Origin of the sequence: Amycolatopsis sp. WAC 04197 (assembly GCF_003947475.1) — a bacterium.
Classification (GTDB): domain Bacteria; phylum Actinomycetota; class Actinomycetes; order Mycobacteriales; family Pseudonocardiaceae; genus Amycolatopsis; species Amycolatopsis japonica.
On sequence record NZ_QHJK01000011.1, the window covers coordinates 1 to 15106 of the forward strand.

The 15106-nt window shown below is 60.8% G+C and carries 16 protein-coding genes and 1 pseudogene; 11 read left to right on the top strand and 6 right to left on the bottom strand.

What is annotated here, in order from left to right; all coding sequences use genetic code 11:
* Positions 1 to 770 precede the first annotated feature (770 nt).
* From DMC64_RS34570 to DMC64_RS43385, 3 genes and pseudogenes are all read left to right on the top strand, one after another.
* Complete coding sequence (locus tag DMC64_RS34570; RefSeq protein ID WP_125736908.1) at positions 771 to 1295, top strand: HD domain-containing protein; 525 nt, start codon at positions 771 to 773, stop codon at positions 1293 to 1295.
* A gap of 356 nt (positions 1296 to 1651) precedes the next feature.
* Positions 1652 to 2305 (top strand): annotated as a pseudogene (locus tag DMC64_RS43380) (site-specific integrase); the annotation flags it as partial.
* A gap of 79 nt (positions 2306 to 2384) precedes the next feature.
* Positions 2385 to 2570 carry a hypothetical protein gene (locus DMC64_RS43385; protein WP_233629935.1) on the top strand — a complete coding sequence of 62 codons (186 nt, stop codon included), beginning with the start codon at positions 2385 to 2387 and terminating at the stop codon, positions 2568 to 2570.
* 539 nt (positions 2571 to 3109) lie between these two features.
* On the opposite strand, the gene DMC64_RS34585 is transcribed toward DMC64_RS43385, so the two are convergent.
* A complete protein-coding gene (locus DMC64_RS34585) occupies positions 3110 to 4597 on the bottom strand; it encodes a hypothetical protein (RefSeq protein ID WP_125736909.1) in 1488 nt (495 codons plus the stop codon).
* A gap of 127 nt (positions 4598 to 4724) precedes the next feature.
* Here DMC64_RS34585 and DMC64_RS34590 point away from each other — a divergent pair, with 127 nt between their 5' ends.
* Complete coding sequence (locus DMC64_RS34590; RefSeq protein WP_233629911.1) at positions 4725 to 5567, top strand: phosphotransferase; 843 nt, start codon at positions 4725 to 4727, stop codon at positions 5565 to 5567.
* Positions 5568 to 5661: 94 nt separating this feature from the next.
* Here DMC64_RS34590 and DMC64_RS34595 read toward each other — a convergent pair whose 3' ends face one another.
* The 4 genes from DMC64_RS34595 to DMC64_RS34605 form a co-directional block, all read right to left on the bottom strand.
* Positions 5662 to 6867, bottom strand: a complete 1206-nt coding sequence (locus tag DMC64_RS34595) for a cupin domain-containing protein (RefSeq protein WP_233629912.1) — start codon at positions 6865 to 6867, stop codon at positions 5662 to 5664.
* A 99-nt stretch (positions 6868 to 6966) separates the two neighbouring features.
* On the bottom strand, positions 6967 to 7119 hold the full coding sequence (locus tag DMC64_RS42785; protein ID WP_158634280.1) for a hypothetical protein: 153 nt from the start codon (positions 7117 to 7119) through the stop codon (positions 6967 to 6969).
* Between the two features lie 852 nt (positions 7120 to 7971).
* On the bottom strand, positions 7972 to 8169 hold the full coding sequence (locus DMC64_RS34600; RefSeq protein WP_125736911.1) for a DUF397 domain-containing protein: 198 nt from the start codon (positions 8167 to 8169) through the stop codon (positions 7972 to 7974).
* Positions 8166 to 9011 (bottom strand): helix-turn-helix transcriptional regulator, encoded by an 846-nt coding sequence (locus DMC64_RS34605; protein WP_255432860.1) that lies wholly within the window; start codon positions 9009 to 9011, stop codon positions 8166 to 8168. The genes DMC64_RS34600 and DMC64_RS34605 overlap by 4 nt, the downstream gene beginning before the upstream one ends.
* Before the next feature lie 422 nt (positions 9012 to 9433).
* On the opposite strand from DMC64_RS34605, the gene DMC64_RS43695 reads away from it, so the two are divergent.
* Together DMC64_RS43695 and DMC64_RS42790 are read left to right on the top strand one after the other, a co-directional pair.
* Positions 9434 to 9673, top strand: a complete 240-nt coding sequence (locus DMC64_RS43695; protein ID WP_370325375.1) for an AMED_5909 family protein — start codon at positions 9434 to 9436, stop codon at positions 9671 to 9673.
* Between the two features lie 7 nt (positions 9674 to 9680).
* Positions 9681 to 9944, top strand: a complete 264-nt coding sequence (locus DMC64_RS42790; RefSeq protein ID WP_158634282.1) for a hypothetical protein — start codon at positions 9681 to 9683, stop codon at positions 9942 to 9944.
* A 13-nt stretch (positions 9945 to 9957) separates the two neighbouring features.
* Here DMC64_RS42790 and DMC64_RS34610 read toward each other — a convergent pair whose 3' ends face one another.
* A complete protein-coding gene (locus DMC64_RS34610; RefSeq protein WP_125736913.1) occupies positions 9958 to 10959 on the bottom strand; it encodes a hypothetical protein in 1002 nt (333 codons plus the stop codon).
* A 312-nt stretch (positions 10960 to 11271) separates the two neighbouring features.
* Here DMC64_RS34610 and DMC64_RS34615 point away from each other — a divergent pair, with 312 nt between their 5' ends.
* The 5 genes from DMC64_RS34615 to DMC64_RS34635 all read left to right on the top strand — a co-directional run bounded on the left by DMC64_RS34615 (position 11272) and on the right by DMC64_RS34635 (position 15013).
* Positions 11272 to 11553, top strand: coding sequence for a helix-turn-helix domain-containing protein (locus tag DMC64_RS34615; RefSeq protein ID WP_125736914.1), 282 nt, complete (start codon positions 11272 to 11274; stop codon positions 11551 to 11553).
* 210 nt (positions 11554 to 11763) lie between these two features.
* Positions 11764 to 13095 carry a helix-turn-helix transcriptional regulator gene (locus DMC64_RS34620; protein ID WP_125736915.1) on the top strand — a complete coding sequence of 444 codons (1332 nt, stop codon included), beginning with the start codon at positions 11764 to 11766 and terminating at the stop codon, positions 13093 to 13095.
* A 918-nt stretch (positions 13096 to 14013) separates the two neighbouring features.
* A complete protein-coding gene (locus DMC64_RS34625) occupies positions 14014 to 14388 on the top strand; it encodes a winged helix-turn-helix domain-containing protein (protein WP_158634283.1) in 375 nt (124 codons plus the stop codon).
* A 168-nt stretch (positions 14389 to 14556) separates the two neighbouring features.
* Complete coding sequence (locus DMC64_RS34630) at positions 14557 to 14778, top strand: hypothetical protein (RefSeq protein WP_125736917.1); 222 nt, start codon at positions 14557 to 14559, stop codon at positions 14776 to 14778.
* Positions 14779 to 14794: 16 nt separating this feature from the next.
* A complete protein-coding gene (locus tag DMC64_RS34635; protein ID WP_125736918.1) occupies positions 14795 to 15013 on the top strand; it encodes a hypothetical protein in 219 nt (72 codons plus the stop codon).
* Positions 15014 to 15106 lie beyond the last annotated feature (93 nt).

Consider the following 15106-nt stretch of genomic DNA (forward strand, 5'->3'; position numbering starts at 1 on the left):
CGGTGGAACACGAAGACCTCCGTTGTGATCGGTGATGGCGTCAGACACCAGCACCACACACGGAGGTCTTCGTCATGATCAACCCAACACGCCGCTCAACCGTCAACAACGTCCATGGTCACTACAGCTAGAGCGACTGCCAAAGACTGCGAATAGACTTATAGGTGAGGACGAAGAGGGGATTCGCGATCACCTGCTGTTCATCTTGAATGCTAACTATCGCGGCACTGTGACCGGTGAGACATTTGTAGGCAAGGGTAAAACGGATATCTTACTCAGGTGGCGTGATCGAAATGCATTCATCGCAGAATGCAAGATATGGAGCGGTGAGACCAGGTTCAAGGAGGCCATAGATCAACTGTTAGGTTATACAGTGTGGCGCGATACGCGAATTGCGATCGTATTAATAATTAGAGACCGCGTGGACATTACAGCAATAATAGAAAAGGCGGCCAGTTGCTTGCGCGCACACGGTCAATTTATTTCGGAGAGCGAGGAGAGTGACCTCTCAATCCCAGCTGAGTTTACCTTCGTCTCCGAATTTGATGGGCGACGGGCGATTCGGCTTGCACTGGTCATTGTTGCACTTCCCCGGCCGCCGGAAACTGCCTTGATAGGTGATCATTCCTTGCTCGATCGAGAGCGGTCGTCCGAGTAAGCCGCCTTCTGGCGGGGCGTTGTTCACCAGCCGTCGCAGGCGACGTGCATGGGGAGAGAACTTCACGTGACCAGTAGTGTGCGGTCCCACGACGATCGTTGACCGTGCTGAGATGCTCGCCGACCAGCTCGTTACCCCGCTTGGGCGGCGGTGGTCTCACGTTCAAGCTGTCGCCGCGAGGGCTCGCGAAGTGGCTGCTGCTGTCTCCGAAGGCGAGGTGGAGACACTTGTGGCAGCGGCTTGGCTGCACGACATCGGCTATTCCGCCCAAATCGGTCACACGCGGTTCCATCCTCTTGACGGCGCGCGATTCTTGCGGGCGCAGGACTGGCCTGAGTCGATAGTCAATCTTGTCGCGCACCATTCTGGCACACGGTTCGAGGCTGAGGAACGAGGCATGTCCAGGGAATTGGGAGAGTTCCCGTTCGCCGACAGCCCGGCGTTGGACGCTCTAGTGCTTGCCGACCTTACAACCGGCCCGAGCGGCGAGCGATTTTCCTACGATGAGCGGATTTCCGAAATTCTTCAGCGTTACCCAGAGGATGACCCTGTGCATCGAACCTGGGTTAAAGCGGCCCCAATTCTCAAGCGAGCCGTTAAACGCGCCGAATTGCGAATTGCGGCGGCTTCATCCTAGGTATGGCGAGGTGCGCGACTGGTCCAGGGCGTGGTCGATCCGCAGGCGCATAGATGGGTGAATGTTGAGTTGCGCCATTTCTTCCGGCACTATCCAGCGTGCCGCCTTTTTTCTGTGCCGTCCTCGCGCGGTGTTCCCCCGAGCCAGCACCCCTCGAACCATAACGAAAACTGCTGGCCGGGAAACGCCTGGTGAAGACTGCGAGCGCAAAGTCCAAGACTGACGCCAAGGACAAGCTCAAGGAGCTGATTCGCGACCTGGACGACGGCCTGCCGACAGGGGTTGCGAGGTACACGGTCGGAGAGGCTGTTACCAACTGGCTGGCCTTCGGCTTGGCTGGCCGAGATCCCGAGACTGTGAAGAACTACAGGAATCTCGCCGCCATCCATATCATTCCGTACCTCGGCAAGCGCAAGCTTCGGGAGCTGTCGGCCGAAGATGTTGACGAGTGGCTGGCCGATCTCGCAACGAACGTGAGTACGCGCACCGTGCGTCTACTGCATTCGGTGCTAAATCGATCGGTCAAGCGCGCTCAAGCGCGAGACAAGGTGAAGCGCAATGTGGTGATGCTGTGCGAGATTCCAGCTGGACAGGAAGGCCGGCCGTCGAAGTCGCTGACCCTGGAACAGGCAGAAGCGGTACTGAAAGCGGCCGAGAATTCCTCCCTCCACGCCTACATCGTGCTGTCGCTGCTGATTGGTGCGAGGACAGAAGAGCTGCGGGCGCTGACGTGGGACCACGTCGACCTCAATGGAAATGCTGCCGCGACATCTCCTGTGCTTCGTTCGATCAGCGTGTGGCGTTCGGTGCGAGCGGGTGGTGACACGAAGACGAGAAAGTCACGACGAACCCTGGCGCTGCCACTTCGGTGCGTCGTCGCGCTGCGACTGCATCGCGTACGCCAGCACAGTGTGAGGGCACGAGCCGAGGTGAGGCAGCGAGCGGGGAAGGGGAATGGATGGGCCGATCTCGGTCTCGTGTTCGCGTCCGAGGCGGGTACGCAGCTGGACCGCCATAACGTGCTGCGCATGTTTCGGCGGGTAGTCAAGGCGGCAGGGCTGGAGCCAGGGGACTGGACCGCCCTGGGAGATGCGGCACAGCTTCGTGTCGCTGCTCTCGGACGCGAAGGTGCCGATCGAGGACATCGCGCGCCTATGCGGGCACAGCGGGACCGCGGTCACCGAACGGGTCTACCGGCACCTGATTCGGCCGGTGATGGTGGAGGCCGCGACGGCGATGGACGACATCGTCGGCCGCCGAGTCCGGGAACCGTAGTCAGGCAGTTAGTCAGGCAGGTCTCCAGACGGTCCCCGAGGGAACCTACCCGTTGGCAATGCCGACGCACGAAGAAGGCCCGTGAGCAGCGGTTATGCTGCTCACGGGCCTTTCGTCTTCCGGTCGACGTGGCGCGAGCTTGTTTGAACCGCTCTGACCTGCTGTTACGTCTTCGGCGGGTGGTCTCACACATGGCTAGCTGCTCGCTGAAACCTGTTAAACATGAAAGTGTGTCATGTTCTACGCGGTCGCGGCATCTGCGAGACCGGTTCGACGCTGGACAGCTAGACGCGATGGTCAGCCAGTACCGGCAGGGGTCGACAGCTCAAGCGGTTGCGGAGGGCTTCGGGGTGAGCCTGAGCAGCGTTAAGCGGTTGCTGAGGGAGCGAGGAGTCAAGCGGGAGCGGTAGCCGGTGGCGACGCCCGAGCGGTACGCGATCGGTCCAGCCGCAAGCCTCAAACCTAGACCGTGCCGGGGCGCTCTCCAATGGAGAGCGCCCCAGTCGACGCTTCAGAAAAGCTGGGCTGCTGACGTCGCGCTACCTGTCGCCACTGAGGAGTCGCTTAAACACCCAAGCTGAAAGAACCCATGCCCCGTACCCCATCAGGTGGGGTGTCTCAACCGTGACTGCGTAAGGCGGCTCCATATAGAATCCTTCTTTGCCGCCCACCCATGCCTCGTCGTCGTATTGACAGGTAACCTCGGCTTCTTCGTCTCCGATCAGCATCGTAAATCCGCCGTAGTCGTTGTACTGCCACTGAATTTCGATTGGTGGATGGTTGATCCCGTCAACGGTGATCGTGTCTTCACCGTTGCGTTTCCAGGCTCCCCAATCATGGGGAAGGTTTATGCCTGGAACGCTGGTTAAGGCGTCGTTGACGTCCTCCATCGCATCCCAGTTGTCCCCGTACTGAGATGCTGTGAATGTCGCCGTTTCCGAGTCGGGGTGAACACTGATGATTTTTCCGTCTTGAACCTCGAAAACAAGCGTCGTTCTCGTCAGCAGTCCAGTATGGCTTGCCGTGGATTCGGTGACCGGTTCGTCTTCCCCAAATTGGAACACGTCGGTAGTTTCAGCGTCAGCGATAAAGAAGACTGTTGCTCGCAGTTTCCGAGATTTTGGAATGTTTCCCGGGTCGTATCGCTCTGCGGCTTCCTGAAGGACGTTCCCGAGTCCAGCCAAGGCGGTAAGCCTTGTCAGCCTGCCGCCTGTCAGACCATGTTCTTCCCAGTCCAGGTCTAAGGTGTCGAGCAGTCCCGGCGTCGTGCTGACCAGGTGGCCGCCTGGCTCTTTTTGGGTTTGGTCGTCGAGATCGAGCGGGAGGCGGCCCGAGAGGTAGCGCGCCACAAGCCATTGGTCACCTAGACTCGCTGGTTCGTCCTCGAACAGTGCGGCGCGGATCGTTGTCGGGGTGTGCATTAAGGGTTCCCCGTGTCCCCATGTATTCCAAGCTTGTTTGATGTCCGCGTCTGAACTGAGGAACATTAGGTGATTTGGCGATCCGGCTTCTTTAATCACGTCACGGAGCCAAGCCGAGTCGCTGCCGCCGGTTTTGACTTTTGGGTCGCTCTTGGTCTTTGCGGGTGGCCGCTGCAAGATCTGGTCTTTGAGACCTTCCACGGCGCTAGCGCCGCTGAGGTTGATGATTCTCACGTGAGGGGTGCGACTCAGCGCCGCGATGAATTCATCGATGACGGCCTGCCGGTCTTTGTACTCCGGCTGGATTGCCATCGCCGACAGGCCAGCGCGCGATAAATGACTTAACCGCTTCTTTGCCTCATTTCGGGCGGCCACCCACTCGCTAGCTAAATGCTCGGCCCATTCCCACACTACGGGCTCGGGCAACCAGGTTTGTAGGTCAATCTTGGCGAGGGCGCTAGCAAGGCTCCCTAACCTTTCCAGGTCAGGGCCGATTGCACCGTAGGCATTCGCGTCGATGACGACCGCAACAAGTTTGTCGCGGACTTCGCGCGCCAGGAGGCGCACCTCGTCCGGGGTGTTCGCGTTCCGCGTGCTTGCACTCACCTCGGAAGTATCCGGCAACGGCCACCAGTTCGCGAGTGCCCGCCGAACAAGCGAGAGCGGCGAAGGCGGGCGCTCGGTAGACTCGTCAGCTAGCCACAGGCCCGACGACGTGAGGACACGCGACCGGATGACCAGCACGCTACCGGTAGATCTTGCTCCCGATCAGCTCGACGACGTGCGCGCCACTGTCGAAACCGCGTTCGGGGTTGCCCTCGATCCGGGGACGGCCCGACACGGGAACAAGGGCGACACCATTGGCATGGTCAGCGATGGCGGCCGGTGGGTACGGTTCCAGTTCCGGCGGCCTGGCGTGATGTCGGACGCGTGGACCGGCCCCGAAGCCGCGTCGGCCCTCACGGGGGTGTCTATGCCCGCGTTGTTTCGGTCGCTGCGCTGGCCTGACGAGCGGCGCGGGGTGATCTGGCGAGCGGATGAGTTTGAGCTGGTCACCGATCACGCGGTGAGCGGCCCCGGCAGCATCGCCGAAGCCCCGACCTTGTCGGCGTCCTGGTGGGAGACGTTGCGGGCGTCTCTGGCCGCGCTGGCTGCTGCTGACACGACCCGGAGAGCGATGGATGGGGGGCACCTGGTCGGCCGAATCACTGAGGTGTTTCCCGACGAGGTAGCCGGGGTGGATCTCACGGTGCCGGAGTGGACCACCGCCCACGGGGATTGTCACTGGGGGAACCTGACCGCGCCCGGCTGTGTGGTGCTGGATTGGGAGTCGTGGGGGCGGGCTCCTCGAGGCTATGACGCGGCTACCTTGTGGGGGTTCTCGCTCGGCGTGCCTGAGGTAGCCGCCCGGATCGAAACCGAGTTCGCAGACGACCTCGCGAGCCGCTCCGGGGTCCTGTCCCGGTTGATGTTCTGCGCGAATGTGGTACGGCAGTGGAAAAAACGCGGCGTGGAGATGCCCTTTACCGCTGGTGTTCGCAAAGCCGCGCCGGGATTGCTCGACTCGCTGCGCTGAAAGTCTTTCCTCGACAAGACAAACAGCGGGGCCACCTTATGCCGTTTCTCGCGGCCTAGGGCGGCCCCGCTGTCATGTCAGGGATCGGGGAGGTTTAGAGGGCGTCGGGAACCATCCCCGTGTAGCCGGTAGCTAGTTCAGGGGTGTACTCGCCGCAAATCTCTTCTTCGATCAACACTTCGGCGATGCGGCGCACGTCGACCCCGAGCGCTTGCCCGGCGTGGTCCAGGTGGACCGGATTCCCCGAGAGCAACGCCCGCGCCGCCGGGAGAGCGGCCGGGGAAAGAGTAATCCGCTTGCCTGTGCTCAGAACTTCGATGGTGTCGCCGTGGTCGATGATCTCGGGCGGGAATGGCGCGAGACACACCGCGGCCTCGGGCGGCCCGAAAATACCGAAGGTCGACACTTGGCGGCCGGGGTCGATCTCGCGGGCGCGGGCGTTCAGGTACTCCGATGGCGGATGGTCCGCGAGCAGCCGCGCGGCCTCGGCTATCAGGTTTTTGTCTTGCGCGGCTTCGTTTTCTGTCGTTCCCCACCGGTCCAGATCGACTCGGAACACCTCCCGCTCGCGGCTGCGATCCGACAGCCACGCAAGCCAGTTCACCGGGGTCCGTTTCACGAAACCGAACGTGGCGTGCAGGCTGAAATTCTCGGGGTCGTCGGCGTCACGGTCGGTCCGGGTTGCCGCGTGCCAGTAGCCGCGCGGAATGTGGATGACGTCGCCCGGCTGCATAGTGCCCGACCACACGACCTGTTCGGGTGCTTCGGTGTTGAGTTCGGCATCACGGAACATCGGCGCATTCCTTGACAGGCCACGGACTTCCCACGATTTGCACCCGGCAAGCTGAATGATGATCACATCGTGATCATCCCAATGGAGATCGAACCCGGCCGCCTGCTGCGTGGTCAGGTAGGCGTTCACTTGCACGAGTTCCCGCGACCACCACTGCAGCGCACGACAGGCGGTTTCCATTGCAGGGTCGAAGAAATCCACCGTGTCCAAGACCAGGGTGCACCCCGACCGCAAGAGCCGCCCGAGTTTGCGCATGTCCGGAACGCTCACACTCGCGCCCCGGCGATCAGCAAGCCCTTTGAGATAGCGGCCGGGGTGCACGTCCTGCCCGGCGTCCACAAGCCGCAACTGAGGAAACGACAACGCGCGCCGCATGATCACATCAAGGAGTTTCGACGGGGTGAGCAGCCGGGAACACACTTCGAGGCCGGGCAGTGTTCCGCGAGCGAACCCCGTCCCGAGGGCTTCGGGTCCTGACCAGGTGAGCGCCCGCTGAAGGTCGGTCACTAGGCGATGATCCATAACCACACGACTCCCTTTTTCGTGAAACGGCTCTACATTGTCAACTCACGTCGCGGCGTTGTGAACGGCGGTAATACGGGGTGATCAGTACACGGGGTGGTTGAGCTTGTCCGCGTTTTCCCCGTCGTCACCGGCCCCGGTGCCGGTCGGGTCGGGCATGTCGAACCGTGCGCGGACGACGCCGCTGAGGGGTTCGACACCCAGTACCAGGTCGTCTGCGCGGGGCAACTCGTTCATGTGCTCGTTCCTTTCGTGTTGTGACACCAGGAAACACAGCGGCAACCCACAAAACCGGTTGCCGCTGTCCACGTCGGCACGGGACCGGCTACCCGGGTCGTGTCGACGCGTTCAAGCGCAGGACGGAACCACCCACAGCGAACGCTCACCGTTTCGAGCGCTCTCTGTGGGTAGAAGGCAACCGGCCCGCGAAGATCGATCATGCAAGCGGTGCGGCATCGCCGGGAAGCAGCCCGACCGGTTCGGCTTGACCGATCAGCCGGTGATCGGCTCGGCCGATCACCCACGACGCCGTGTATCGGGGTCTCGGGTAGGCCAGTGCCAACCGTGGGGGACACGCGGCCCGGGGTCGAGCTTGTAGAGGTTGGCCGCATCGTCTGAGCTGTGGGCTTCTCGACTGATGATCTCGGCGACAGTGGGACGACCAGCGCGAAGCCTGGCCCGCCTACGCTGGTTGTAGATGATGACTCCGACAGTCCACGCCAATGGCGGAGCCAGGATGAGAGTCGCCGCAAGCAGTAAACGCCCGGCGTCCACCCCTATTGCCCCTTCCAGGTCCGGTTCTGAAGAGGTGATCGAGCCGCGCGGGTCCGGAACGGGTAGTGCCTGCCTAAGGTCGTCGCACTTCCGTGATCGAGCGGAAGCAACTCGCCGTCGGGCGGCCTAGCGTTCTCCTGGCCGGTCCGCTGGTGGCTCTCGACCACCCAGCGCCGAGGACGGGACGTCGCGCACCACTCTCGGCAAGATTCACAATCGCCGGAGGCGGCACCAGGCGGGAAGCCAGCGCGGGGGTTTGGCTTAGCGTTCGGCCGAGCCGATAGCAGGTGATTTGGCCGAGCCGATCACGAGGGGTCAGGCCAGATCGAGGCGACCAGCCTTCACGACCGCAAGCAGCATGAAAAATTTGTTGCTTGTCACACGAATATGTACACCGGGATTCTTGGTGTCGCCGATGAGGAAGTGCCCTAGATCTTGCCGGGCAACTTGCACGCAATCACCCTTTGGGGCACTTCGGCTACTTTTTCGCCAGTCGAGCGCGTCAGGGTTCATTGAGATCTTCCTTTTTTCCTACCCTGCAAAGCTTTACGGAGAACCGGCACCGACTTTTCGGGACTTAGTGCAAATTCGCATAGTCGCTCAAAGGTGGCCGCAAGAAACTCAGTCGATCGATGGTTGGTAACTACGTTGCCGTCTAGCGGGGTGTCAAAGTAGGCAAGGGGCGCGGTTTCCTCAAATCTAAGAATCGAGAAGCTGCCTTGAGTCCCTGGGTGTGCCGATTTGGATGCTGGCACGATTTGTACTGTTACGTTTGCGCGCTGCGCATGATTGGTGAGTGTTTCAAGTTGATATGTGAATTCGTCGGGTTCCCCAACTTGTGCCATAAGGGCAAGTTCGCTAATTATCGCATGTAGATGGAACCGGGGGTCTTCAAGCTTTTGTTGTCGCTTCATGCGCAATCTGACTAACGAGTCAATCTCGGCGCTACTGGCGTTCTCAATGACTGCGACGAGTAGAGCGCGTATGTAAGCCTCGGTTTGGAGTAGTCCCGGCACTAGAACTTGCTGAAATGTGGAAATCTCCGACGCTTCAGCCTCCATTGTGACAAACGGGCGAACTGACTCGCTCAGGTTGAATCCTGACCAGTCGTTAGTTTTAACTGACTCCTCGTGCAACCTTTTGAGTAAGTCTATTTCGGAAGCTTCGAGCTTTAGTTCTAGTGAGAGCGCTACTAAGTCGGGCGAGCTTAACCGCGTTTTGCCCACTTCCCAATTGGCTAGAGTGGCCTGGTTTCGTCCGATAGCTGCACCCACGTCCGCCTGCGTGCGGCCTGTTCTTTCTCGAAATCCCCTAAGTTCTCTTCCTAATCGCCGAAGAGCAACCGAGCTAGCCACGAAGTTCAATCCCCTTCCCGGTGTCGAGCACCGATCGAGTGAAACCTTACCGTCAAAAAAACGACGATCGGCAGCGCCCAATCGGATTATTGGCAACCTTAATATGAAGACTTAATATTAGGACTGCTCGGAGGTTTAACAACAGGCAGAAATACGAAGATTCGGGGTTGTTGTATGTCGTCAGACAATCTAGACCCGTGGTTTTTTGTGACTTCGAAGAGTTCGTACCTTTTCGATGTCACTGAGAACGGCACAATACTTTTCCACGTCGAGAACTCAAGCGAGCGCCACATATTCGGGTTTTCGCTGAGTTCTGTAGAGGCTGAAAACTTGCTGCTGACCCTAGCTGAGTCTGTCAGTTGCGCACGCATCGTGGGCCGAGGTCAGCAGAGCGGACTTCTTCATGCATTGAGGGCAGAGCAGTGAGCAAGAGATGGTGCGATGACGTTACTTCGCTCGAAGCGGCTGACTGCCTAATTTCTCAGCTATACCCAAAGGACGGTGCACCGTTAGAGAAGCTTGTGGAGCATTCAAAGGCAAGTGCGCGGGTTTACCGGATTGTTGCCCGACTAGACGCGGAACAGGCCGCGAACGCCAGAGCTTCGGCAAGACGCGCAAAGGAACTTACTCAAATACTGTCCAACTTTCTCGCCCAACTGTGAGGACGCGATGCCACAAGAGAAAGACAGACGCGCACGCGTCAGCGCAGGATACGACCTTGAAGCACCGCTAATACTGCAAACACGAGTAACGGAAGACCTCAACATTGAGATTGCGATCTGTTCAGTCGATAAGATTGACGATGGTATAAGCGTCACGCTTGATGAGGCTGAAACCAACGAACTCGTCGACAAGCTTTGGCGATCGCTCAGCGACCTAAAGCAAAAGCGGGAAAACAAGACATGGCAGCGGTTAGCGCGGCGAGAGCACTAGGCCCTAGCATCGTTTATTCAAGTGTCCAAACAAGGTTGACGCTTGATCCTAGATACACCCAGCCGTGAGCGGTTATTGTCGCAGGCGTGGCGCTGTCCGTCGTCGTGGAAGTGATGGATGGTTGCGCGCCTATAAAGTTCGCTCGCGGTGTCAGTCTTTGTATGGGGCGATATTGCTGGTTGATAGTGATCGTGAGATCCCGGGTGGGCCGGGTGATGTCGTACCACAAATGGTGAGCGCCAACAGGGACAATCGCGCGGTACTCATAACTGACCATGCAGGGTGTATTTTTCCTAGCGCGCTTCGGCTTTCGCCGATTGACCCGGTAGTAAATCGTGTCGTCGTCTCGATCGGTTCTGATTGCCTGAGGTTCTCCGTCGATGGCGTAGGACAGGAGTTGGTACGCGTCATCGGGAATGTCTAGCGCTGGATCGTCGAACAACCACGGGTCAGCCGTAAAGGGATCACTCAGCGCGTCGCGATATCGGAACGGGTCGCGGGTGGCTAAGAAGGTGACTTCCCCTAGGGGAAGTGTGGTCCGATGCTCGCATCGGACCACAGCAAAAAGATACTGTGTATCCCCGCTTGCTGCCTCTCGCGGGTTGAGGCTGATGGTGACGGTTTCGTCGTAACGCGCACCCGGCAACGAAGCTAGCGCGGTCGCCAGTTCGTATGCATCGCGTGCCCGGTCCCGGTCGCCCACGTCGCTAGCAATGATGTTGATTGCGGCGCGCTCGCGGGTTTCTGGTGACAGGTGTTCGAGTATTCGCGGGTTGTCAGCGGCCAGATTTTCGACAATGGATTCGCCAATCAGCAGCCCGGCCAAAACACGGTTAATTCCTTCGATGATCAGACCGAGCCCGCCGGTGCCCGCGACTAATAACGCCAGGTCTTTGGATTTGTCGCCCGTGGTGAGCAGGAACCAGACAAGCCCAATAGCCAGAAGAAGGACGGCACCTAAGGCTATGCGTAATCGGTAGATTCTCTGATAGAGGGAAACGCGGCGCGTGCTCACGATTACGCATCGTACGCGTTGTGAATCGGCACTATTATGGGTTATGGGAAAGCGCCCCCGAATATCCCAGATTCGGGGGCGCTTTGTGGTGCAGGCGTGAAAGTCGGTTACTTCTTGGTGCCGCCGTTGCCGTAGGTGTTGGCCGTGGTGCCACCGCTACCCGACATGCGCGCCTCCTCCCTGAACCATGCGCCCCACCTCTGTACGGCGAGACGCGGCAGGACGCACACTACAGCTTATGAGCTTGGTGCTGTCTAGCTTGAAGTGGATTGCCTCTGGTCTGTGATCGTCTAAGCCGATGGGCTCTAAGCCGTGCCCGAACCGATCTTCGAAGCTGCCGCGATCCTCGGCGCGCGCATCCGTGCCCGCCGTCAAGAATTGAAGCTGTCGCAGGAGCAACTCGACGGGCGAACCGGGGTCCACTGGTCCTACCTCGGGCAGGTCGAGCGGGGTCTACGTAACCCTTCGCTGCGTAACCTGCTCCGCCTGGCGGATGGTCTGGAGATCGATCTTGCGGAGCTGGTGCGCGAGCTGCCCGCGCCACCGGCCGACGAAGGCGAGAACGGCCCTGAACGGCGACCGCGCCGGGTGTGATCAGCCCGGCCGAACCACTCGAACGGTGCAATGACTGATCGGCTCGACCGATCACCTTCGCCGATCACCGCGCGCCCACCTGCTACACATCGCGTCTCGACGCGGCTACCCTGGGTTGTTCGTTAAGGCTTATCGGCTGTATTCGGGGGCGGGATGAACACGGCGGGCTCTGGTTCGGGACCGATCCCGGCAGGGGTGTGGGATGACCCGTTGATGCGCGAAGCCCTTCGAGAACGTGACGTTGGCGCGGTGTTTGTACTGCTCAGGCGGCATGGCATCTCACAGCGGCGGATCTCGGCACTCACCGGACAGGCACAGTCGGAGGTGTCGGAGATCTGCCACGGGCGGCAGGTCATGGCCTATGACGTGCTGGCGAGGATCGCGGACGGGTTGCAGATTCCGCGCGGTTTGCTGGGTATGGCGTACAGCCCTGACACTGTAGGGACTGGCGCGGCTCTGACCGCTGTCCCTCTGGCCGCGCGGGAGGTGACTGATTCCATGCCTGACCGTAGAGAGTTCCTTGGAGTGCTGGCGAAGGTCGCTGTGGGCGTCGGCCTCACCGGTGCTGATCTGGCGATCTTGTCCGCCCCGGCAAGCGCAACGCCGACCCCGGCCCGGATTGGGGCCACCGAAGTCACGCAGCTTCGCGAGCTGACCCGGGTTCTGTGGGTGCAAGAAAAGCGCCTTGGGGGCGGCGCGGTCCGGGAAGGGGCGCTAGCTCAACTGGGGTGGGCGCGGCAGCTTCTACGTAGCTCTTACAGCGACGCCACGGGCCGCGAGCTGTACGCCACCGTTGCCGACCTCTACGGCCTGGTCGGCTGGTCCTCGCATGACATGGGGCTGCCGGGGGATGCGTTGCGGTATCTCGGGCTGTCCATGGCGGCCGCCTCTGAGATTGACGACCCGATGCGCTCGGCGATCGCGATCGAGCAAATCAGCCGGGTCTACCTGCGGCAGGGGGACCAGGCCGAAGCGCTCAAAGTCTTGCAGCTTGGGCAGCTCGCGGCGGACCGTTCCGGGATTGCCGAGCTTCAAGCGCTCACGGCCGCAACCACGGCCCGCGCGCACGCGGAAACCGGGCAGTCCCGGCCCGCTCTCGATGCGTTGACCACGGCGCGGACGGTTCTCGAGTCCTCGCCGACGGATCCCGCGGGAACGTTACCGGAGCCGCACGGGTTCGGGCTCGACGTGCTCACCTCCGACAGCGGACGAGTCCTGACCGAGCTAGCGCGGCATGACCGGGCGCATGCCGCAACAGCCATCGATGCGCTGACGGTCTACCAGGGCACGAGCGACGCGGTACGGATCAAACGCCGCGCTGTCTCAATCGCGCACCTGTCGACGGCGTACTTCCGGGCAGGACATCCTGACGAAGCGGTGACCGCTGGCACGCGGGCGCTGGAGCTGGCCGCCTCGATCCGTTCGGGCCGGGTCGCTGATCACCTGGAGACCGTGCGCGGCGAAGCGGTCCGGCTGCCTCGCCACAAGGGTGCGGTGGAGCTGGCCCACGCGATCAGGGCCGCGAACAGCCGCCCGAGCTAGCCGCCAATCCGGAGAGGCCCCGGAGCCCGCAACGGTTCCGGGGCTCTTTTCATACCCGCTACGGTGACCGTCGGTGACCATTTGCCGGGTTTACGTCCACTCTGTCGGAGCAGAGACCGCAAGCGGCCCGGCCGGAGGTTGGACACCGGCTACGGAGCCGGTCGAACGGCTCTGATGTCGATCACTGTCGAGCCGGCGCGGGGCGTTCGTGTTCGTGATTAATCACGACTACGGGACGTCGACGCCGGGGCGCTCAACCGGGGGACGCGCTGGGCCAACCGGGGAGGCTGAGCCCGCCTTGATGATCACCACGGCGTGAGATTGGCTGCGCTTGTCGAGGTCGTTCTTGCTTCTTTGGGCTTGTCGCGATTAACGGCAGTGGCGGCTGGATTATCGAGGCGGCAACACTAGAGGGAGGCCATACAGGTCTAGACATGCCCCGAGCGCTTGGGAGGTGACCAGCCATGCCGCAGCAACGGCAGCCCGTCGACCACGACGGCAACCCCCGCCAAAGTGTCGCGACATGTGAGCCCGGTCACCGGATTTATGGGCGCTGGTGGGGGTTTGTGAACACGCTCATAACACGAACGGGTGACATACCCCGTATCCGTTAGTTGAACGTGCATCTATCGATAAGGCTAGTCGGTCGGCGCGAGCCGTTGCCCTTTGACGTCATCAGCTTTGTTGTTGCCGCACAACGGAAAGAGAGCCTTCTGTGTCTACCGATAGTGACGACCAGCCGCCGCGAGTACCTGCCCCACGTGATCCCGATGAGGTAGGGCTCATCGCTCAGGCTCGAAGCAGGATCGATACCGCCCGGCTTCAGCTCACGGTGTTGGAGAAGTCCCTTAAGGACATTGAAGGCACCGCTCACTAGCACCACCCGGTTACAACGGCCTGACACGAGAAGGGATGCGGGTGAGTGCAACACTGCCAGCCGGGCACGATCCGACGACGCCGACCTACAAACGCATTGCTGCCGACCTTCGAGCACAGATCACCACCGGTGCGCTAGCACCGGGTAAAACCATCCCTTCGATCAGCCGCCTAGCCCACGTCTACGGTTGCGCGGTCGCGACCGTGCAGCAAGCGGTCAAGATCCTTCGTGACGAAGGCTACGTAGCGAGCGCGTCGGGTCGCGGAACCTTTGTACTGGCAACGCATCCCGCTCCCGGCGTTAGAGCGATTCATACCGTCAACGCTCGCCTTGCCGCTCTCGCCGTCCTTATCGAGGAAGCGCAACAAGCTATCGATGCCGAAACCGAACGGCGCCGCCGCAGCACCCGCCCCTAGTCCCGCCTGAGATCCACCAGATGGGCGACCGGCCGAACCATAGTATGCAAGCAACTTAGGCAACCGTCGCACTTTAGGCGATTACGAAACACTCCCGCTTTCCTGTCCACTGAAGACACGGGCGGCAACAGCAACCCCGCTAGCTGTCCATAGTGGAAGGAACCCTTTATGTCCCAGTCATTGCGGCTCATGGTCGACGCCGTGCACGCGTTCCTCTCGGAGCTGCCACAGGTCGACGCCTCACCCCGGGTGCGCGCTAATTTCCTTGCGTACAAGGGGGAAGTGTTCGATCTGCTCGCCGGTCTGAGCGACCACGACCAGTACACGCAACTGCGCGCCATCGCCAACCATGCCCGCCACGAAGCCCGAACCCTCATGGTTCAGTTCTAGGGAAGGCGGCAAAGCGATGACCTCAGAACCCGCGCGGAAGCTCACGATTCAGCTGCACGTAAGGAAAAACTCGAACGTCAACTACAACGAACTGGCGTACGTACTGCTGGTGTTCGCGAAAAACCTTACGGCCAAACGTGGAACTGTCAGCACCGTAACCCCGGTCGACGAAACCAAGCCGCCGTGGTGGTTCACCCAGTACCGCCCGGATCAGCCAGGAAGTGATCGCGGATGAGCCGCAAGCCTCGCCGCATCACCGTTCGTGCGGTGCGGCGTAAGAACATCAGCGTGACACAACTGGTTCAGGTGCTGCTTCTGTTCATGCGCA